The following is a 19313-nucleotide window of genomic DNA, read 5'->3' as shown; positions in this document are numbered from 1 at the left end:
ATTATCCCCGTCTTTTCCACGCTTTGACGACAGCAGGACACGGGATAATCACCTTATTAAGCTGTACCGAAACAGGAAGCTCGTATCAGATGACTGACTCCGCTATCACCAAAAAAAGTAAGCGCTCCATCTGGATCCCGCTGCTGGTGTTGATCACGCTCGCCGCCTGCGCCACCGCGGGCTATAGTTACTGGCGTATGCAGCAGAAACCTACCACCGCTGCAGCCAAAGCTGAAGCGCCGCCTCCGCCGGCTCCAGTTTTCTTCCCGCTGGATACCTTCACCGTCAATCTGGGTGATGCGGATCGTGTGCTTTATGTTGGCATTACGCTGCGCCTGAAAGATGAAGCCACTCGTTCACGTCTGAACGATTACCTTCCGGAAGTGCGCAGCCGCCTTCTGCTGCTGTTCTCTCGTCAGGACGCTTCGACGCTGGCCACCGATGTGGGTAAGCAAAAGCTGGTCGACGCCATTAAACAAACGCTGGCGACCCCGCTGGTAAACGGCCAACCTAAGCAGGAAGTCACTGACGTTCTGTATACAGCATTCATTCTGCGGTAACGACATGGGCGACAGTATTCTTTCTCAGGCAGAAATCGATGCGCTGCTCAACGGCGACAGCGATAACAATGATGATCCTAAACCGGGTATTGGCGGCGATAGCGATATTCGTCCCTATGACCCGAATACCCAGCGTCGCGTGGTACGTGAACGTCTGCAGGCGCTGGAGATCATTAACGAACGTTTTGCACGTCAGTTCCGTATGGGGCTGTTTAACCTGCTGCGTCGCAGCCCGGATATCACGGTCGGTGCGATCCGCATTCAGCCGTATCATGAGTTTGCCCGCAACCTGCCGGTGCCAACCAACCTTAACCTGATTCATCTGAAGCCGCTGCGTGGCACCGGTCTGGTGGTGTTTTCCCCAAGCCTGGTGTTCATCGCGGTGGATAACCTGTTCGGCGGCGACGGGCGTTTCCCGACCAAAGTAGAAGGTCGTGAATTCACCCACACCGAACAGCGCGTCATTAACCGCATGCTGAAGCTGGCGCTGGAGTCCTACAGCGACGCGTGGAAAGCGATTAACCCGCTGGAAGTGGAGTACGTCCGTTCTGAGATGCAGGTGAAATTTACCAATATCACCACCTCCCCGAACGATATCGTCGTTAACACCCCGTTCCACGTAGAGATCGGTAACCTGACCGGCGAGTTCAACATCTGCCTGCCGTTCAGCATGATCGAACCGCTGCGCGAGCTGCTGGTTAACCCGCCGCTGGAGAACTCCCGCAACGAGGACCAGAACTGGCGTGAGAACCTGGTCCGCCAGGTCCAGCATTCGCAGCTTGAGCTGGTGGCGAGCTTCGCCGATATCCCGCTGCGGTTATCTCAGATCCTGAAATTACAACCCGGTGATGTTTTGCCGATAGAAAAACCCGACCGCATTATTGCCCATGTGGATGGTGTCCCCGTGCTGACAAGCCAGTACGGCACGATTAACGGTCAGTATGCGTTACGCGTTGAGCACTTGATCAACCCGATTTTGAATTCGCTGAATGAGGAACAGCCCAAATGAGTGACATGAACAATCCGTCCGATGAAAACAGCGGAGCACTGGACGATCTGTGGGCTGACGCGTTAAACGAGCAAAAAGCGACCCCGGCCAAAAGCGCAGCGGATGCCGTATTCCAGCAGCTCGGCGGCGGTGATGTCAGCGGCACGCTGCAGGACATCGACCTGATTATGGATATCCCGGTTAAGCTGACCGTTGAACTGGGACGCACCCGCATGACTATTAAAGAGCTACTGCGCCTGACGCAGGGCTCCGTGGTGGCCCTTGACGGTCTGGCCGGTGAGCCGCTGGATATTCTGATCAACGGCTATCTGATTGCTCAGGGTGAAGTGGTGGTGGTGGCCGATAAATACGGCGTACGTATCACCGACATCATTACCCCGTCTGAACGTATGCGTCGTCTGAGCCGTTAAGCATGAAAACCCAGGCAACACTATCGCAACCTTCTGCCGTTCCCGGCTCGCCTCTGCTCCAGGTGAGCGGGGCGTTGTTCGGTATTATTGCCTTTATTCTTATCGCCGCCTGGCTGGCGAAGCGCTTTGGCCTTGCGGGTAAAACCGCCGGTGCCCGCGGCCTGAAGGTCAGCGCCAGCACCACGCTGGGGCCACGCGAACGCGTGGTCATCGTCGAGGTGGACGACGCGCGTCTGGTTCTGGGCGTAACGGCCTCAAACATCAGCGTATTACATAAACTGCCGCCCGCCCCTGCTGTGGTGGACGAGCGCGCAGAGGCCCCTGCGGATTTTCAGTCCGTCATGAAGAGTTTGCTTAAGCGTTCCGGGAGATCCTGATGCGCCGTTTGTTATCCCTGACGCTTGCGGGCGTTGGCCTGTTTGCTCCCGCGGTTTATGCACAGCTGCCCGGTCTGGTCTCCACCCCTCTCGCGGGCGGCGGACAAAGCTGGTCCCTTCCGGTCCAGACGCTGGTGTTCATCACCTCGCTGACGTTTATTCCGGCTATCCTGCTGATGATGACCAGCTTCACCCGCATCATCATCGTCTTTGGTCTGCTGCGAAACGCGCTGGGCACCCCTTCCGCACCGCCAAACCAGGTTCTGCTTGGGCTGGCACTGTTTTTGACCTTCTTCATAATGTCGCCGGTGATCGATAAGATTTATACCGACGCCTACCAGCCGTTCAGCGAAGATAAAATCTCCATGCAGGAGGCGCTGGATAAAGGCGCGCAGCCGCTGCGAGAATTTATGCTGCGCCAGACGCGCGAAGCCGACCTGGCCCTCTTTGCCCGCCTGTCCAACACCGGCGAGCTGCAGGGACCGGAATCTGTGCCAATGCGTATTCTTCTGCCTGCCTATGTCACCAGCGAGCTGAAAACCGCGTTCCAGATTGGCTTTACCATCTTTATTCCGTTCCTGATTATCGACCTGGTGATCGCCAGCGTCCTGATGGCGCTCGGGATGATGATGGTGCCGCCCGCGACCATTGCCCTGCCCTTTAAGATCATGCTTTTTGTGCTGGTCGACGGCTGGCAGCTGCTGGTCAGCTCGCTGGCGCAGAGTTTCTACAGTTAAGGAACGGCAATGACACCCGAATCGGTCATGATGATGGGCACGGAGGCGATGAAAATCGCGATTGCCGTTGCCGCTCCACTGCTGCTTGTCGCGCTGGTTACCGGTCTGATTATCAGTATTCTGCAGGCCGCCACGCAGATTAACGAAATGACGCTGTCATTCATCCCGAAAATCATCGCCGTTTTCGTGGCGATTATCGTGGCCGGACCGTGGATGCTGAACCTGTTGCTGGACTATATGCGCAACCTGTTTACCAATCTGCCGTACATCATCGGCTGACCTGACGATGCTACATTTCACCAGCGACCAGTGGGTTCAGTGGCTCGGCGTCTATTTCTGGCCGATGCTGCGCATCATGGCGCTGATCTCCACCGCCCCCATTCTTAGCGAGAAATCGATACCCAAGCGCGTCAAGGTGGGACTGGGCATTATCATCTCCATTATCGTCGCCCCCTCTCTCCCCCCTGTGGATATTCCGATCTTCTCGGCGAACGCGGTGTGGGTCGCCCTGCAGCAGGTGATGATTGGCGTCGCCGTCGGCTTTACCATGCAGCTCGCCTTCGCCGCGGTGCGTACCGCAGGGGAACTGATCGGCCTGCAGATGGGGTTATCGTTCGCCACGTTTGTTGATCCCGGTAGTCATCTCAACATGCCCGTGCTGGCGCGCATTATCGATCTGCTCGCCATGCTGCTGTTCCTGTCGTTCAACGGCCATCTGTGGCTTATCTCCATGCTGGTGGATACGTTCCATACGCTGCCGATTGGCGAAAATCCGGTGAACAGCAACGCTTTCCTGGCGCTCACCCGCGCGGCGGGGCTGATCTTCCTGAACGGGCTGATGCTGGCGCTGCCGATCATCACCCTGCTGCTGACCGTCAACCTGGCATTAGGTTTACTGAACCGAATGGCGCCGCAGCTTTCGGTGTTTGTCATTGGTTTTCCGCTGACGCTGACGGTTGGAATTTTATTAATGTCATTACTGATGCCACTTATCGCTCCCTTCTGTGAACATTTATTCGGCGAGATATTCAACCTGTTAGCGGATATTGTCAGCGAACTGCCTCGTAAATAATAGCCCGCACTGTTGCTACTGTCTTTCTGAGGATATTCCTAAAATAAAACGCGAAAAACATCTTCCAGGATATATCTGACGCGGTTTAATTGTTTCTAACCATCTCACAATACTTAATATTTACTTTACTTTAAGAAGATTCCTGGCAAATTATACGTAACTTTACGGGATAGTGAGTCCGCCTGAAAGTCTTTGTCATGCTCACAGGTTTATTATTTTTTTCCATCCCGTATGGCTGTTTTGAGCTCTCAGGCAGATGGTGAATTATCGTTACGCATTGAGTGAGGGTATGCCATGTCAACGATCATTATGGATTTATGCAGCTACACCCGGCTAGGGTTAACCGGGTACCTGGCAAGCAGAGGGGTAAGAAAGAGAGACATCAACGATGCACACACCGTTGACGAACTCGCAGCCGCTTGTGACGAACTAAAACCAGGCGTGGTGTTTATTAATGAGGACTGTTTCATTCACGATCCAGCCAACAGTCAGCACATTAAGCAAATCATTAATCAGCATCCTAAAACCCTGTTTATTGTTTTTATGGCGATCGCGAATATCCATTTCGATGAGTATTTGTTGGTCCGTAAAAATTTATTGATCAGTTCTAAATCGATTAAACCCGAGTCGCTGGATGACATTCTGGGTGATTATTTGAATAAAGAAGTTAAGAATGTAGGAGCGGTTAACTTACCCACCCTATCATTAAGCAGGACTGAATCAAGTATGCTGCGAATGTGGATGGCGGGACAAGGAACTATTCAGATCTCGGACCAGATGAATATTAAAGCGAAAACCGTTTCGTCACACAAAGGAAATATTAAACGGAAAATTAAAACGCATAATAAGCAAGTGATCTACCACGTGGTACGCCTGACCGATAATGTGACGAACGGGATTTTCGTCAACATGCGTTAGTCGCTTAAGACCCTGTGCACCCTACCTTTGATCTCTGGCCTGGCCAGAGATTTTTGCTTCTATGAGGTTGTCGGGCACGCAATGTGCTACCCGACGCCGTACTAGTCTGCCTTCTCAACAAAAATGCCGTCCGGATGCCCCAGTTCGTTAAAAAACCAGATGCCGAGCGGGTAGTCTTCCAGTGATACCAGGTACATTGTACCTTCGCTAAACTCTTCAATTGCCAGCACCACGCCAGGGCGGCGTGGCCCACCGTCCGTTTTAACCGTTACCCGATCGTTGACCTTCATACATTCCTCCTCTGGTTTTGAGCCAGTGTAGAACAAAACGCAAAAACACACATCGCCGCCCGGCGTGAATGGCGTTTTTATCTACAGTCTATACTTAGCGATGGACCCGGCTGAATGAGGAACCCCGCAATGAAGACCGATAAAGAGTACAGCGACACCATCAAGCGCGAAGTCGAGGTGGATGTCGATGCCCTGCTGGCCGCCATCAATGAGATCAGTGAGTCAGAAGTCCGCAGGACGGACGACAATTCGGACCGCGTCATTGTTAACGGAAGGGATTATCACACCTATCGTGAGCTGGCCGAGGCCTTCGAGCTTGATATTCACGACTTTAGCGTGTCTGAAGCCAATCGGTAGGGCGAAAAAAATCCCGGTCATGGGGATGACCGGGATCAAAACTTGCTTATGCAAGAAGCACTTGAAAATTCGTTACACCAGGAAATCTGATGTACACGCCACACTATCCCCAACGAATTTGTCTGACAAGCATATATTCTTAGGATGAATATAATATTTTTAACATAATGCTTTTGTTATGAGCAATAACATACGCCGAATGCGGGTTTGCCAGGGACTGTTCCCATTTCTCCTGTTAACACTTCGGTTATTTTTTAGGAATTTTCTTAGAGCGAAGCGCAGCTATCACGGGAGTCACTATGCCTTCACTGCGGGATACCTTGCTGATTTTTTCTGACCTGGATGGCTCGTTGCTGGATATTCATACCTATGAGTGGCAGCCCGCAATGCCCTGGCTGGACAGGCTACTGGATAATCAGATACCGGTCATTCTCTGCAGCAGCAAGACCGCGGCAGAGATGCTGGATATTCAGCAGGATCTGGGGCTGGAAGGCTTACCGTTTATTGCCGAGAACGGCGCGGTGATTCAGCCTGACGTGCGATGGGATAAAGTACAGCGCCAGATCAGGGGGATGACGCACCGGGATATTCGCCCGCGGGTCGAGCACATTCGCCTGCAGACGGGCTTTAAGTTCACCACCTTTGACGACGTGGACGATCGCGTTATTAGCGAGTGGACCGGACTGACGCGCTACCGTTCGGCGCTTGCCCGCAAGCATGAAGCATCCGTCACGCTCATCTGGCGCGATACCGACGAGAAACTGGTTCAGTTTGAAGAGCAGCTGGCGCACAGCGGTCTGAAATGCCTGCAGGGAGCGCGCTTCTGGCATATTCTGGACGCCCGCTGCGGTAAGGACGTGGCGGTTAACTGGCTGATTGCGCAGTACCGCGAGCAGGAAGAGATCGAACCCACCACGCTGGGGCTCGGTGACGGCCCTAATGATGCACCGTTGCTCGACAGCGTTGACTTCGCGGTGGTCATCAAGGGTATTAACCGCCAGGGCATCACGCTACGGGATGATAACCCCGGGCGGGTTTATCACACCCGGCAGCCCGGCCCCGCGGGCTGGCAGGAGGGACTGGATCACTTCCTGTCCTAATCCCGCCAGACGACCCGATTACGGCCGCACTGTTTGGCCTGGTACAGCCGGGCATCCGCCACGGACTGCAGCTGTTCAAACTCGTAGTTACCCGCTTCATCCGCGCTGCTGACCCCCAGCGATGCGCTGATGCGCAGGGTTGTGCTCTTCTTCACCAGGATCTCCTTGCTGTCGATCCGGCAGCGAATGCGCTCGGCGACGCCTCTCGCCTCTTCCAGACCAATCCCCGGCAGGACGATGCAAAACTCTTCCCCGCCTACACGCCCTGCCACATCATTTTTGCGTAGCGCGCTGGCAATCAGTCCTGCTGTATGCGATAGCACCTTATCACCGGCCTGATGGCCGAAACGGTCGTTGATGTTCTTAAAATGGTCGAGATCGATCTGAATCACCGAGAACGGCAGCGACTGCTGGCGACAGGTTTCCGCCAGCAATTTGGCGCGATCGAACAGCGCGCCGCGGTTATTCAGCCGGGTAAGCGGATCATGCCAGGCCTGCCACTGGAGCGAGTGCTGAAGCGTGTACATGTTACTCACCATCCGACGGATCACCAGCCACGAGATCAACAGCATGGCGGTAAAGAGCGCCCACAGCAGCGCCAGAACAATACTGATGCTGCCGAAGTCGTCCTGCACTCCTTCGTGCAGGGTGTGGATCCGCAGGACAACGCCATCGAAGTGATCGAGCCGCTCCCAGCTAACGAAACGGCTACCGAGGCGGATCCCGCCGCCGGTAGCGTGCTCAATCGCCTGCGCAATCTGCGCCGTTTCGCGTTCGTCAAAATGGTTAACCGCGTTTTCCGCGTGGGCTGAGGTGGCAATCATATTGAGCCGGGTATCGTACAGCTGATACTCCCCCTCCGTTCGATCTTCCGTCGCATCGGCCAGCAGACGCTGCATCGTGCTCAACGTAAAATCCATCGCCACGACGCCATACCAGTAATGATCGAAATAGATGGGAACGCTGGCGGTGATCGTACGTTCATCATTGGTCCAGGATGAAGGGGTAGAGATAAACCAGCGCACCGCGCGAGCGCGATTGTTCCGTTCCGACTGCTGGGTAAACCAGGACTGCGTGACCAGATGATAATAGCGGGAGGTGATATCACCCGCCTGGTCAGGTGTATCCGTGGAAACGAAAAATCCGGCGCGGGACACGTAGATCACGCGCGCTTCCGTTTGCGCTCTCGATGACGCCAGCCTGAGCAGATACCCCACTTCGAGCGCGGCAGAAATTTCGTGGCTGAGGCGCTCGGCGTCACGATTCAGAAGCGTGGTTTTTTCGACGAACGCGTCCGAAACGCCATTAATGGGAAGGGTGCGTTTTTTATCAACGGCAAGCTGCCAGGTGGGGAGCGTGCGGACGGTGTTAAAGCGTGACACGGCGTTCTGTAATGCATCAAATGCCAGCGGCGTCTGGATTGCATCACGCATGCCCTGACGAAACAACAGCATCCTGTCCACGCTGTTCTGTAACTGCCTGTCCAGCGAACTGGCCACCGTATCCAGATGGTTGCGTTGGCTGGAGATATACGCCTCTTCGAGGACCACCACCTCACGCCAGGTCAGGAGCGTGGAAAACACCAAAACGACCAGAAAACAGAGATTAACAATCAACCCCGGATTGCTACGCTTATGCAGCCATTGCAAAAATGATTGTCTTACAACAAAAGTATCGCGCTGCACACACACTCCATGATGACGGCCTTACACCCGGTACGTGAGATAAAAACGCCCGGCAAAGCCGGGCGTTATGTGATTAAGCCTTGTCCCGCTGGTGCTGCCCGTCCCCCGGCTGAAGCTCATCTTCACGAAATGCTTCCCGCTTGATGCTATAGCCATCGTGCCACCGACATTCCACCATTCCGCTGGAATACCCGGTGACAATCATACGTGGGCCGCCCTTCTTAGGCTTAACTTCATCACTGACCAAAAAGACCATACCTGCCTCCTGTATCAGGGTGAAACTGTTTCAATTTAGACGAGGAATGGTCTTTTTGCATCCCACAGCGGGTAACAATTAGTGCGACGTGCCGCGTATTTTTTCAACCAGCTTCACCGCCGCGACCACGATAGCGCCAATGATAAAGCCCAGCACCAGATTCAGCAGCGTGGGCAGAATCGCCGCGACAACGGCACCCTGCGTCGAGGAAAAATGTTCGATAGCATGGTGCAGCGGCGCAATGCCGTGAACCACGATCCCGCCGCCAACGAGGAACATCGCCAGCGTGCCCACTACCGACAAACTCTTCATCAGCCACGGAGCCAGCACCAGCAGGCTTTTGCCGATGCCTCTTGCTACCGCGCTCGACTTTTCTTCCAGCCAGTAGCCGATATCATCCAGCTTCACGATCAGTCCCACCAGGCCGTACACGCCGACGGTGACCAGAATGGCGATGCCGGAGAGGATAAGAACCTGATTCAGGAGCGGTGCGTCGGACACGATGCCCAGCGTAATGGCGACAATCTCCGCGGACAGGATAAAGTCGGTCCGAATGGCGCCTTTGACCTTATCGCGCTCGAAGGTTTTCGGATCCTGCGCGGCCAGCGCTTCAAGACGCTGCTGGCGCACCTCCGGCGTATCGCTCTGCTTGCGTGCGCTAAAGGAGTGCAGAACCTTCTCAACGCCCTCGAAGCAGAGAAATGCCCCGCCAATCATCAGTAACGGCGTGATGGCCCAGGGAATGAATGCGCTGATCAGCAGCGCCAGCGGCACCAGAATCACCTTATTCAGGAAGGAACCTTTTGCTACGCCCCACACCACCGGCAGTTCACGGTTTGCCCTCACCCCACTCACCTGCTGGGCGTTAAGCGATAAATCATCTCCCAGCACGCCTGCGGTTTTCTTCGCCGCCAGTTTTCCCATCACTGAAATGTCATCCAGTAAGGTGGCAATATCATCCAGCAATGTTAATAAGCTACTTCCTGCCAAAATCTTAATCCTTCATTTTTTGGTAATTAAGTGAATAGTATGGAGCAAAAGCGCCAACCCGGAAACAGGCACCTGACGTCAACAAAAAATTCACATCCGCTACACAATTAAAGGGCTCGCCAGCGCGATAGTTTTCGCGTTTACTATCAGCGAACTTTTTATTTCGTCGTGAGGGATTATGCGTTTCCGGCAACTGCTACCGCTCATCGGGGCACTCTTTTCGCTGTACATCATCTGGGGTTCAACCTACTTTGTCATTCGCATCGGCGTGGAAAGCTGGCCGCCGCTGATGATGGCGGGCATTCGCTTCCTCTCGGCGGGCATCCTGCTGCTGGCTTTCCTGCTCCTGCGCGGGCACAAGCTCCCCCCGCTGCGCCCGCTGCTGAACGCCGCCCTGATCGGCCTGCTGCTGCTGGCGGTGGGTAACGGGTTTGTGACGATTGCCGAGCACCAGAAGGTCCCGTCCGGGATCGCCGCCGTGGTCGTTGCCACCGTACCGCTGTTTACCCTCTGCTTTAGCCGCCTTTTCGGTATCCGCACCCGCAAGCTGGAATGGCTGGGGATCGGTATTGGCCTGGCCGGCATTGTTCTGCTCAACAGCGGCGGTAACCTGAGCGGGAATCCGTGGGGCGCGGTGATTATCCTGATTGGCTCGATGAGCTGGGCGTTTGGTTCCGTCTACGGTTCGCGTATCGAACTGCCGACCGGCATGATGGCAGGCGCGATAGAGATGCTCGCCGCGGGGATTGTCCTGCTGCTAGCCTCCGCGCTGACGGGAGAAACGCTGACCGCACTGCCGGACCTGTCGGGCTTTCTCGCGGTAGGGTATCTGGCGCTGTTTGGCTCTATCATCGCCATTAATGCCTATATGTTCCTGATCCGCAACGTCTCCCCGGCTGTCGCCACCAGCTACGCCTACGTCAACCCGGTCGTGGCCGTACTGCTCGGGACGGGACTGGGGGGAGAAACGCTCTCACCTGTGGAATGGATTGCTCTTGGGATCATCGTGTTTGCCGTCGTGCTGGTCACGCTGGGCAAATATCTGCTTCCGGCAAAACCGGTCGTCACCCCTTGCGAGGTGGAGAAACCGTAAGCAGGTGAATGCCCTGCGTGTCGATCTGCGCGGTCTGGCCGCCGCCGCAGATCCACTCTTCCAGCCGTTCGCTCAGATCGGCATCGTTCAGCTTTAATCTGCCTCTCAGCGCACACTCCCAGACGATCAGCACCCGCCAGCCCTGCGCCAGCAGCGTGGTCAGATCCCGCTTGTCGCGCTCGACGTTCTTGCCAATCTTATCCAGCCAGAAATCGGTGCGCGTCGCCGGGACTTTAAACAGATAGCAGTCATGATGGTGCCAGAAACAGCCGTGGGTAAAGATGATGCACTGCCAGGCGTCGATGACGAAATCGGGGCGACCCGCAAGCGAGGGATCCTGCACGCGGAAATCAAACCCCGCCTGCGTCAGCAGCCCGGCCAGGCGCTTTTCGATGGCGGTGTCACGCGTGCCGATGGCACGCATGTTTTTGCTGCGCGTCGCCTTATCGTGAACATCCGTCATTGACGGCCTCACCCTGACGGAGCGCCACCGCCTGTCTGATGCGCGAGGCCAGCAGTTTGGCCACAGCGGCAAACGCGGGAACCACCACCGAATTACCAAACTGGCGGTACGCCTGGGTATCCGAGACCGGAATGCGGAAGCGATAACCCTGCGGGGTCTCAAATCCCATCAGCCGGGCGCATTCCCGCGGCGTTAAGCGTCGCGGACGGTGACGCTGATTTTGCGGATCGTCAAAATCTTTTTCACCCAGCGCCTTGTCCCACCCTCTGTCGATCAGGATTTCCGCGCCGTCTTTGTAGTAGCGAGCAGACAGCGTGCGGGTCACGCTGTGCGGATCGTTCGGGTTTACCATCCCAAAACCGAAGCCGTTACCCTTTGCCTGATGTTTCTTGGCATAGCGGTAGAGGTATTTCCACAGCACCGGGGTGAGGATAAATTTCGCGTCGACGACGGGTTCCAGCAGGTCGGCCACGGTAGGACGCCGCTCGGGATACAAAGACGGGATATCCCGCAGGGTGAAATCCCCCTTGAGATTGAGATCGCGGCGGAAACCCACCAGCACGATACGTTCGCGATGCTGGGGCAGGAAATGTTTCCCATCAATGATTTTGGGATCGTCCGCGCCCATGTTCTGTGAATCGGCTACGTCATAGCCCAGCTCATCCAGCGTTTGCATGATAATGCGGAAGGTTTTCCCGCCGTCGTGGCTTTTTAAGTTTTTGACGTTTTCCAGTACAAAAATGGCCGGACGACGGGCGTCAATAATGCGCGCCACGTCAAAAAACAGCGTTCCCTGGGTATCACAGGCGAAACCGTGGGCGCGTCCAAGGGCATTCTTTTTAGAGACACCGGCCAGCGAGAAAGGCTGACACGGGAAGCCGGCCAGCAGCACATCATGCGCCGGGATCGTCTGACGGATGTGTTCAGCGGCCTGTTCATCGCTCACGCCGCTTTTATGGCTCAGGGTGACATCGCGGATATCCGCGTTGAAATGATGCTCGTGCGGATCGCAGTACCAGTTGGCCTTGTAGGTCCGCACGGCGTGTTTGTTCCACTCGCTGGTAAACACGCACTGTCCGCCGATAGCTTCAAAACCGTGTCGGATGCCGCCGATACCGGCAAACAGATCGATAAACCGGAAGGCATAGTTCGGGTGCGCGGCAGAAGGACGCGGAAGCAGGTTTTGCAGATAACGAAACTCGCCTTCACTCAGGCGACGCCCTGCTCGCTCGCTGGTCAGCAGACGTTTAAGGATCGCCGGGCTCCAGTGGCTCTCGCCGTGCGCCACCAGCAGACTGGCCAGCGTTTTAGCATCATAGATATCCAACAGCTGGCGCAGTAAGGCCTGCACCGTTGCCGTTGATTTCTCAGCCTGCGCGGGCGCGGGCTCTGTCACTGATCGATTTTCCTGCATTCTTTTAACCGGAGAATAAAGACTGGGAACAGATTACCACAGTTCAGTTGCGCAAACTGCGACGGAAGCGGTTCAACACCTGGCTATCCAGCCCGATGCAATCGCCGTGTAATTCGGCGCTGAGTTTCGCCATAAACTGGATCAGGAAATCGGCATTGTGACGTGCCAGTTCGCGGCCCATTTCCGTTTGCATTGTATCAGGCAATCTCAGCAGCTTGGTCTGAAAATGGTCGAGGGCAAACGCACGGTCGTCGAGGGGACGCGCATCGGCAAAGGGATCGTCGGCGTCAAAAAGCGGCACGCCCAGCGCGCCCGAGATGGCAAAGACGCGCGCCAGGCCGATAGCGCCTAACGCTTCCAGCCGGTCAGCATCCTGCACAATTTTGGCTTCCATACTCTGCGGCGCAATCCCGGCGCTGAAGCTGTGTGCCTCAACCGCGTGCGCAACGGCGGCAGCGTGCTCTGGCGGAAAGTCCGGGAAGTCGCGGCGCAGAATGTCACCCGTCTTGCGTGCTGCCAGCTCTGATGACCGGCTGCGTTCGGGATGGTTTTTCGGCAGGCTGACAATATCGTGAAAATAGCATGCGGTCAGGATCACCAGCGGCTCCACCGTATGGTGAACCATGATTTTTTGCGCCGTCATCCAGACCCGTCGAAAATGTGAAATATCATGTGCGGTATCGTCGGTGCTGTGGTTTTCCTCGAGCCAGCGCTCAAATCTGTGCTGCCACCGGGCAAGTTCCATCGTCATGTCCTGTTGTTTCAATGAGAATGAAATATAAAATAGCTGAATTAAAACAATTTAAAAATAGAATTCCGAAATACTTAATAATAATTACATCATATAAATTCAATGAATTAATTCACTGGAAAAATAAAGAGATTAATGGAAATATTTAGAAATATTTCATCGAATTTAATTACATTTATTTTTGAAACTAAATGACATCTTCTGGAATAGTATCGATCCTGTAATTACGGAGAGTAATTACATATATTCATATAAATTATCTTTTAAGGGAATATATAATGAAAAGAAAAGTTCTGGCAATTCTGGTACCCGCGTTATTAATGGCAGGCGCAGCAAATGCGGCTGAGATGTACAACAAAAACGGCAACAAAGTTGACCTGTACGGCAAAGTCGATGCGCGTCACACCTTCTCTGACCACGCTGGCGACGACGGTGACGAAACCTATGTGCAGATTGGCTTTAAAGGCGAAACCCAGATCGCTAACGACCTGATCGGTTACGGCCAGTGGGAATACAAAACCTACGCTAACGATACCGAAGGCGCGGGTGACAAATCATTTAACCGTCTGGCATACGCTGGCCTGAAATATGGCGAATACGGTTCATTTGATTATGGTCGTAATTACGGCGTCGTGTATGACGTAGAAGCCTGGACCGATATGCTGCCTGTATTTGGCGGTGACTCTTACACCTGGACCGATAACTTTATGAACGGTCGTGCGAACGGTCTGGCAACTTACCGTAACCAGGATTTCTTCGGCCTGGTTGAGGGTCTGAATTTCGCGCTGCAGTATCAGGGCGCGAATGAATTTCAGGATCCTTCAGAAGATCAGGAAGGTACTAAAAACGGTCATAAAGACGTACGCTTCCAGAACGGCGACGGCTTCGGCATGTCTACCTCTTATGACTTCTCTGGCGATCTCTCCGGCCTGAGCCTGGGTGCTGCGTACTCGTCTTCTGACCGTACTAACGCACAAGAAGCTGCGGGGGTGAATAATGCGCGCTTTGCCAGCGGTAAAACAGCAGAAGCATGGACCATTGGTGCGAAATATGACGCCAATAACGTCTACCTGGCGATGATGTATGCTGAAACCCGCAACATGACGCCATACGGTGATAATGGTATTGCAGATCAGACTCAGAACTTCGAAGCGGTAGCACAGTACCAGTTCGACTTCGGCCTGCGTCCATCCCTGGCATGGGTTTACTCCAGGGGCAAGGACATGACTTATCCAGGCAACGCCAGCAACCCTCAGGGTCAACATGGCGACATGGACCTGGTTAACTATATCGACCTGGGTATGACCTACAGCTTTAACAAGAATTTCTCTACCTATGTTGACTACAAAATCAACATGCTGGACAACGATGATAGCTTCTACGAAGCCAATGGTATTTCCACCGATGACATCGTTGGCGTAGGCATGACCTACCAGTTCTAATCTCCAAAAATACCAAAGGCCGCAATTGCGGCCTTTTTTATATCTTCACTTTATATTACGGCGCTTCCTGCAGCGCCACGCGGATAAACCCGTTATTCTGCGCCAGCAGTTCATGGGCTTTCCACGCATCCAGCCCTGTCAGCACCATTAATACCGCCGTTTTACAGTGATGGTTACAGCTCTCCAGCGCGGCTTTTGCCTCCGTCCGGCTGCATCCCCCCGCTTCCATCACAATCGCGATTTGTCGTTCAGCCCATTTGGTTGTGCCTGCCTCAAGATCCACCCGCAAGTTGCTGTAAACCCGTCCGGTTCGAACGGCCAGCCCGGTAGCGATCATCGAGAGGATCATTTTCTGCGCAATCCCCGCTTTGGTGCTGAGATAGCCTGCGACGACGTCGGCCCCCAGCTCCGGCGCGATAACCATGCTCGCCAGCTGTGCAGCTTCACTTTGCGCATCACCGGTAATAATGGCGACCGGTGAACCCAGCGACCACGCATGGCGCATTGCCCCCCAGACCCACGGCGTTTTTCCGCTGACGGTCACGGCCAGCATCATATCGTGTTCACCAAACTTGATGGCCTGCAAATCGGCAACGCCGCGCTCGTAGCTCCCTTCCCCTTCTTGTGCCGTAACGGCCACCACCGGAGTTTTGCCCGGCGCATAATCATCGGCAACCTGTTGCGCAATGCGCCCTGACGGCCCAGCGCCAACGATGACCAGTCGACCGCCGTGGCTGAGCGTCGCAGCGGCGTTGTCCACCACGCGGGCGAGAGTAGGTAAACAGGGGGTAATCGCAGCAGAAATGAGTGCATCATCCTGGTGAATGACTTTCAGCATGTCCAGCGTGGACAATCTATCAATATTCATCGTGCTGGCGTGCCGTCTTTCCTTGACCGAACCGGTAAGCATAATGCTCATAAACAGCCTCCTTATTATGAGTACCCACACACTATAAAGTGTTTTATATAGATGACCTGCGAGGAGGGTCACGAAAAGAGGACCAAATCCACGCCTTTACATGGCTTTAAGAAAAGCGCGTCATCGGCGATAATTACCCCTTTCTTAATCCTCGCGGAGTGTTGATGAGCGATTTGCAGCCTTTCCTTTCGACGCGCAAGCGCCCCATGAAACTGAACACGCTGGTCACGTTGATGGTGTGCGCGATTATTGCCTCTGTGCTGCTGGTGGTCTTTGCGCTCTACTCCGTTCAAATCACCCGGGCGACCCGCGATGATGTTAAAGACACCGCGCTCGGCATTGCCCGCACCCTCGCCGACAGCCCCGAGATACAGCGCGGCCTGATGCAGGCACCGCAGGAGAATATTATTCAGCCTATCGCCCAGGCGGTGACGAAGCGAAACGATCTGCTGTTCACCGTGGTCACCGATATGCGCGGGATCCGCTATTCACACCCGAACGAGGCGCTGCTGGGGCTGCATTTTATCGGCGATGATTTAACCCCCGCGCTGGAAGGCAAAGAGAACGTATCGGTTAACCGGGGCGCGCTCGCCGAAGCGCTGCGCGTTTTTACACCCGTCTACGACGGCCAGCACGAGCAGATCGGCGTAGTGGTGGTCGGTATCTCCCTGAATAAGGTTGAAGAGCAGATTGCCCGCGGGCGGCTAAACGCCGTCTGGACCATTTTATTCAGTATTTTTATGAGCTCTATGGCAATTTGGGGCCTGGTGCGGGTATTGAAACGCATCCTGTTCGGACTCGAACCTTACGAAATTTCCGCCCTGTTCGAACAGCGTCAGGCAATGCTGCAGTCGCTTCGGGAGGGGGTGCTGGCCGTCGATATTCACGGACGGGTGACGATGATCAACCAGACCGCCAGAGAAATATTGCTTCTCCCCTCCGGCAAGCAGACCGAAAACGCCAGCGCGCCCCTGCTGGCCAGCCTGCGTGAAGTCTCAAAGACGGGCGTCGCGCGCCAGGATCAGGAGATCAGCTGTAACGGGCGTCTGTTGCTGTGCAATATGGTGCCCGTTAAAAGTCAGGATCGGGTGATCGGCGCCATCACCACCTTCCGTGATAAAACGGAAATCAGCCAGCTGATGCAGCGTATTGATGGCATGGTCAATTACGTCGACGCCCTGCGCAGCCATACGCACGAGTTTATGAATAAACTGCATGTGATTCTGGGCCTGCTGCACATGAAGCGCTACGACAAGCTGGAAGAGTACATCATTCAGACGGCACAAAATTACCAGACGGATATCGGTACGATACAGAGCAAGGTAAAATCCCCGGTTATCGCCGGGTTCCTGCTGGGTAAAATCAACCGGGCGAAAGAAGCGGGCGTCACCCTGACGCTGGCAGATGAATGCCAGATACCGGATACCGCGAGTGAAGAACAGGTCGCGGTGCTGATCACCGCGCTGGGTAACCTCATTGAAAACGCGCTTGACGCGATGGAAGGACAGCAGGAAGGTGAGATCGGCCTGCTGCTGCATTATCAGAATGGCTGGCTAAGCTGTGAAGTCAGCGACGATGGCCCTGGCATTGATCCCGCTCAGCTGGAGTCTATTTTTACCAAGGGCTTCTCAACTAAAGGTGAAAACCGCGGCGTTGGGCTGTTCCTTGCTCGCCAGCAAATCCAGAACCTCGGCGGCGATATCAGCGTCGAGTCTGAGCCAGGCGTATTTACCCAATTTTTTGTTCACATCCCCTGGGATAGCGAGAGGAATATCGCGTGATAAATGTATTAATTGTCGATGATGACGCCATGGTAGCCGACCTCAACCGTCTGTATGTCAACCGTGTTGAAGGTTTTAGCTGCTGCGGCGTCGCCTCCACGCTAAACCAGGCCGAGGCCATCATTAATAACCCCAGCCAGCCTGTCGATCTGGTGCTGCTGGATGTCTATATGCAGCAGGATAACGGTCTGGATCTGCTGCCCGTTATTCGCGCATCCGGTCGCCCAATCGATGTGATTATGATCTCGTCCGCTGCCGACGCCGCCACGATCCAGACCTCCATTCATTACGGCGTGGTGGATTATCTGATCAAGCCGTTCCAGTTCCCCCGCTTTGAAGAGGCGCTGAACGGCTGGAAGGCAAAGCACAATCTGATGGGTTCGCACCAGTATTATGAGCAGGCCGACGTCGACCGGCTGATCCACGGCGGGGCGCCGGAACTGGCCGACAGTAAAAAGCTGCCGAAGGGGTTAACGCCGCAAACGCTGCGCACGATTTGCCAGTGGATTGACGCTCATCCGGAGACGGAGTTTTCTACCGATGACCTGGCAAACGCCGTCAATATTTCCCGCGTGTCCTGCCGTAAATACCTGATTTGGCTCGCGCAAATCAATATTCTGTTCACCAGCATTCATTACGGTGCCACCGGCCGGCCGGTGTATCGCTACCGTCTCCAGCCGGAGCAAACCGGCCTGCTCAAGCAATACTGTCAGTAACGCGGTAGTCGTTATCCAGCAGAGTAAAGCGGAAGTGGTGCATCGAGGAGATCACCACTTCTTTTGTTTTGGTCACAAAGATTGCTTCAATATCGGGGCGCGCGCGCAGGGCGGCACAGCCCTTCTCCACGCCCATGCCGTACATCAGCGTGGTCCAGATATCGCCGTCGATGGAGTCTTTCGAAATAATCGTCACGCTGTCCAGTTCGTTGTCCAGCGGATACCCGGTGCGCGGATCGAGAATGTGGTGATAGCGCTTGCCGTTTTGTTCGAAGTAGCGCTCGTACGTTCCCGACGTCACGACGGACAGGTTCTCTACGGTCATCGTGCCGATCAGCGCGTCACCGGCGAACGGTTTTTTCAGCCCTACGCCCCAGCCGCCTTCTGGCGAGCCTAACGTCTGGATGTTTCCGCCAAGGTTGATCAGCCCCAGCTCAGCCCCCTCTTTACGAAGGTAATCACGCACCCTGTCGGCGATATAGCCTTTGGCGATGGCCCCCAGATCGATCTCCATCCCCACCCGGGTCAGAAACACGCTGCTGCTGGCCTCATCAAGGAGAACATCCTCTGGGCGGGTCATCGCCAGCAGCGACGCGATTTCATCGGCAGGCGGAACGCTGTCCCCCTGAAAACCAATCTTCCAGCGCTTCACCAGCGGACCGATCGCCAGATTAAAGGCGCTGTCCTTGAGCAGGCTTGCCGCTTTTGCACAGCGGATCAGCTCAAACACCGGTCGGCTGACGGTAACCGAATGCTGGCCGGCCGCGTGATTGATGTCCATCACCTGCGAGTGCGCGCGGTTAACGGTTAGCAGGTCTTCGTACTGTTTGATCAGGCGAAACACGCTGGACGCGAGGGCTTCGTCATGGGAGAAGAGCTTCAGGAGGATGGGTGAGCCCATCAGGACGGCGGAGTAGCTGTAAACGCGATGGCTATCAGGCATGGTATGAGTCCTCAGATGTAGCCCCGGCAA

General features: G+C 54.9%; 22 protein-coding genes and 1 pseudogene. 14 read left to right on the top strand and 9 right to left on the bottom strand.

Going from position 1 to position 19313, the window contains the following annotated elements; all coding sequences use genetic code 11:
- Positions 1 to 89 precede the first annotated feature (89 nt).
- From fliL to rcsA, 8 genes and pseudogenes are all read left to right on the top strand, one after another.
- Positions 90 to 560 (top strand): flagellar basal body-associated protein FliL, encoded by a 471-nt coding sequence (fliL, locus tag P349_RS17905; RefSeq protein WP_024909761.1) that lies wholly within the window; start codon positions 90 to 92, stop codon positions 558 to 560.
- Positions 561 to 564: 4 nt separating this feature from the next.
- Complete coding sequence (gene fliM, locus P349_RS17910) at positions 565 to 1569, top strand: flagellar motor switch protein FliM (protein WP_023336184.1); 1005 nt, start codon at positions 565 to 567, stop codon at positions 1567 to 1569.
- Positions 1566 to 1979: a flagellar motor switch protein FliN gene (fliN, locus tag P349_RS17915; RefSeq protein WP_008500318.1), complete on the top strand. Its 414-nt coding sequence runs from the start codon at positions 1566 to 1568 to the stop codon at positions 1977 to 1979. The genes fliM and fliN overlap by 4 nt, the downstream gene beginning before the upstream one ends.
- Before the next feature lie 2 nt (positions 1980 to 1981).
- Positions 1982 to 2356, top strand: coding sequence for a flagellar biosynthetic protein FliO (fliO, locus tag P349_RS17920; RefSeq protein ID WP_028016024.1), 375 nt, complete (start codon positions 1982 to 1984; stop codon positions 2354 to 2356).
- Positions 2356 to 3093 carry a flagellar type III secretion system pore protein FliP gene (gene fliP, locus P349_RS17925; RefSeq protein WP_024909733.1) on the top strand — a complete coding sequence of 246 codons (738 nt, stop codon included), beginning with the start codon at positions 2356 to 2358 and terminating at the stop codon, positions 3091 to 3093. Before fliO ends, fliP begins: the two co-directional genes overlap by 1 nt.
- Before the next feature lie 9 nt (positions 3094 to 3102).
- Positions 3103 to 3372: a flagellar biosynthesis protein FliQ gene (fliQ, locus tag P349_RS17930; protein ID WP_008500315.1), complete on the top strand. Its 270-nt coding sequence runs from the start codon at positions 3103 to 3105 to the stop codon at positions 3370 to 3372.
- A 7-nt stretch (positions 3373 to 3379) separates the two neighbouring features.
- A pseudogene (gene fliR, locus P349_RS17935) lies at positions 3380 to 4172 on the top strand (flagellar biosynthetic protein FliR); the annotation flags it as partial.
- A gap of 287 nt (positions 4173 to 4459) precedes the next feature.
- Entirely contained in the window at positions 4460 to 5083 is a 624-nt protein-coding gene (gene rcsA, locus P349_RS17940; RefSeq protein ID WP_008500313.1) for a transcriptional regulator RcsA, read from the top strand.
- A gap of 101 nt (positions 5084 to 5184) precedes the next feature.
- Here rcsA and dsrB read toward each other — a convergent pair whose 3' ends face one another.
- Positions 5185 to 5373 carry a protein DsrB gene (dsrB, locus tag P349_RS17945; RefSeq protein WP_008500312.1) on the bottom strand — a complete coding sequence of 63 codons (189 nt, stop codon included), beginning with the start codon at positions 5371 to 5373 and terminating at the stop codon, positions 5185 to 5187.
- Positions 5374 to 5502: 129 nt separating this feature from the next.
- Between dsrB and yodD the strand changes: the two genes are divergently transcribed.
- Both yodD and P349_RS17955 read left to right on the top strand, forming a co-directional pair.
- Positions 5503 to 5730 carry a YodD family peroxide/acid resistance protein gene (yodD, locus tag P349_RS17950; RefSeq protein ID WP_013097742.1) on the top strand — a complete coding sequence of 76 codons (228 nt, stop codon included), beginning with the start codon at positions 5503 to 5505 and terminating at the stop codon, positions 5728 to 5730.
- 299 nt (positions 5731 to 6029) lie between these two features.
- Positions 6030 to 6830 (top strand): mannosyl-3-phosphoglycerate phosphatase-related protein, encoded by an 801-nt coding sequence (locus P349_RS17955; RefSeq protein ID WP_032646384.1) that lies wholly within the window; start codon positions 6030 to 6032, stop codon positions 6828 to 6830.
- On the opposite strand, the gene dgcQ is transcribed toward P349_RS17955, so the two are convergent.
- The 3 genes from dgcQ to P349_RS17970 form a co-directional block, all read right to left on the bottom strand.
- Complete coding sequence (gene dgcQ, locus P349_RS17960) at positions 6827 to 8515, bottom strand: cellulose biosynthesis regulator diguanylate cyclase DgcQ (RefSeq protein ID WP_032646385.1); 1689 nt, start codon at positions 8513 to 8515, stop codon at positions 6827 to 6829. The two genes, P349_RS17955 and dgcQ, sit on opposite strands and share 4 nt — an antisense overlap.
- Positions 8516 to 8588: 73 nt before the next feature.
- Positions 8589 to 8771 (bottom strand): YodC family protein, encoded by a 183-nt coding sequence (locus tag P349_RS17965; RefSeq protein WP_023618677.1) that lies wholly within the window; start codon positions 8769 to 8771, stop codon positions 8589 to 8591.
- 78 nt (positions 8772 to 8849) lie between these two features.
- The gene (locus P349_RS17970) at positions 8850 to 9761 is read right to left on the bottom strand and encodes a DUF808 domain-containing protein (protein ID WP_032646386.1); all 912 of its coding nucleotides are present in this window, start codon (positions 9759 to 9761) and stop codon (positions 8850 to 8852) included.
- 178 nt (positions 9762 to 9939) lie between these two features.
- Between P349_RS17970 and yedA the strand changes: the two genes are divergently transcribed.
- Positions 9940 to 10854 (top strand): drug/metabolite exporter YedA, encoded by a 915-nt coding sequence (gene yedA / locus P349_RS17975; protein ID WP_032646387.1) that lies wholly within the window; start codon positions 9940 to 9942, stop codon positions 10852 to 10854.
- On the opposite strand, the gene P349_RS17980 is transcribed toward yedA, so the two are convergent.
- From P349_RS17980 to P349_RS17990, 3 genes are all read right to left on the bottom strand, one after another.
- Positions 10826 to 11317: a very short patch repair endonuclease gene (locus P349_RS17980; RefSeq protein ID WP_032646388.1), complete on the bottom strand. Its 492-nt coding sequence runs from the start codon at positions 11315 to 11317 to the stop codon at positions 10826 to 10828. The two genes, yedA and P349_RS17980, sit on opposite strands and share 29 nt — an antisense overlap.
- Positions 11298 to 12713, bottom strand: coding sequence for a DNA cytosine methyltransferase (locus P349_RS17985; RefSeq protein ID WP_032646389.1), 1416 nt, complete (start codon positions 12711 to 12713; stop codon positions 11298 to 11300). Before P349_RS17985 ends, P349_RS17980 begins: the two co-directional genes overlap by 20 nt.
- 61 nt (positions 12714 to 12774) lie before the next feature.
- A complete protein-coding gene (locus P349_RS17990) occupies positions 12775 to 13476 on the bottom strand; it encodes a phosphohydrolase (protein ID WP_032646390.1) in 702 nt (233 codons plus the stop codon).
- 284 nt (positions 13477 to 13760) lie between these two features.
- Here P349_RS17990 and ompC point away from each other — a divergent pair, with 284 nt between their 5' ends.
- Positions 13761 to 14924: a porin OmpC gene (gene ompC, locus P349_RS17995; protein ID WP_032646391.1), complete on the top strand. Its 1164-nt coding sequence runs from the start codon at positions 13761 to 13763 to the stop codon at positions 14922 to 14924.
- 55 nt (positions 14925 to 14979) lie between these two features.
- On the opposite strand, the gene P349_RS18000 is transcribed toward ompC, so the two are convergent.
- Positions 14980 to 15843: an N-acetylmuramic acid 6-phosphate etherase gene (locus P349_RS18000; protein WP_032646392.1), complete on the bottom strand. Its 864-nt coding sequence runs from the start codon at positions 15841 to 15843 to the stop codon at positions 14980 to 14982.
- A gap of 164 nt (positions 15844 to 16007) precedes the next feature.
- Between P349_RS18000 and P349_RS18005 the strand changes: the two genes are divergently transcribed.
- Complete coding sequence (locus tag P349_RS18005) at positions 16008 to 17624, top strand: sensor histidine kinase (protein WP_032646394.1); 1617 nt, start codon at positions 16008 to 16010, stop codon at positions 17622 to 17624.
- Positions 17621 to 18340: a two-component system response regulator DcuR gene (gene dcuR / locus P349_RS18010; protein WP_024909745.1), complete on the top strand. Its 720-nt coding sequence runs from the start codon at positions 17621 to 17623 to the stop codon at positions 18338 to 18340. The genes P349_RS18005 and dcuR overlap by 4 nt, the downstream gene beginning before the upstream one ends.
- Here dcuR and P349_RS18015 read toward each other — a convergent pair.
- On the bottom strand, positions 18321 to 19283 hold the full coding sequence (locus P349_RS18015; protein ID WP_032646396.1) for an FAD:protein FMN transferase: 963 nt from the start codon (positions 19281 to 19283) through the stop codon (positions 18321 to 18323). The genes dcuR and P349_RS18015 overlap by 20 nt on opposite strands.
- Positions 19284 to 19313: the final 30 nt, after the last annotated feature.

Source organism: Enterobacter sp. DC4, assembly GCF_000568095.1.
Taxonomy (GTDB): Bacteria; Pseudomonadota; Gammaproteobacteria; order Enterobacterales; family Enterobacteriaceae; genus Enterobacter; species Enterobacter pseudoroggenkampii.
This window is presented reverse-complemented; position numbering and strand designations above follow the sequence as displayed.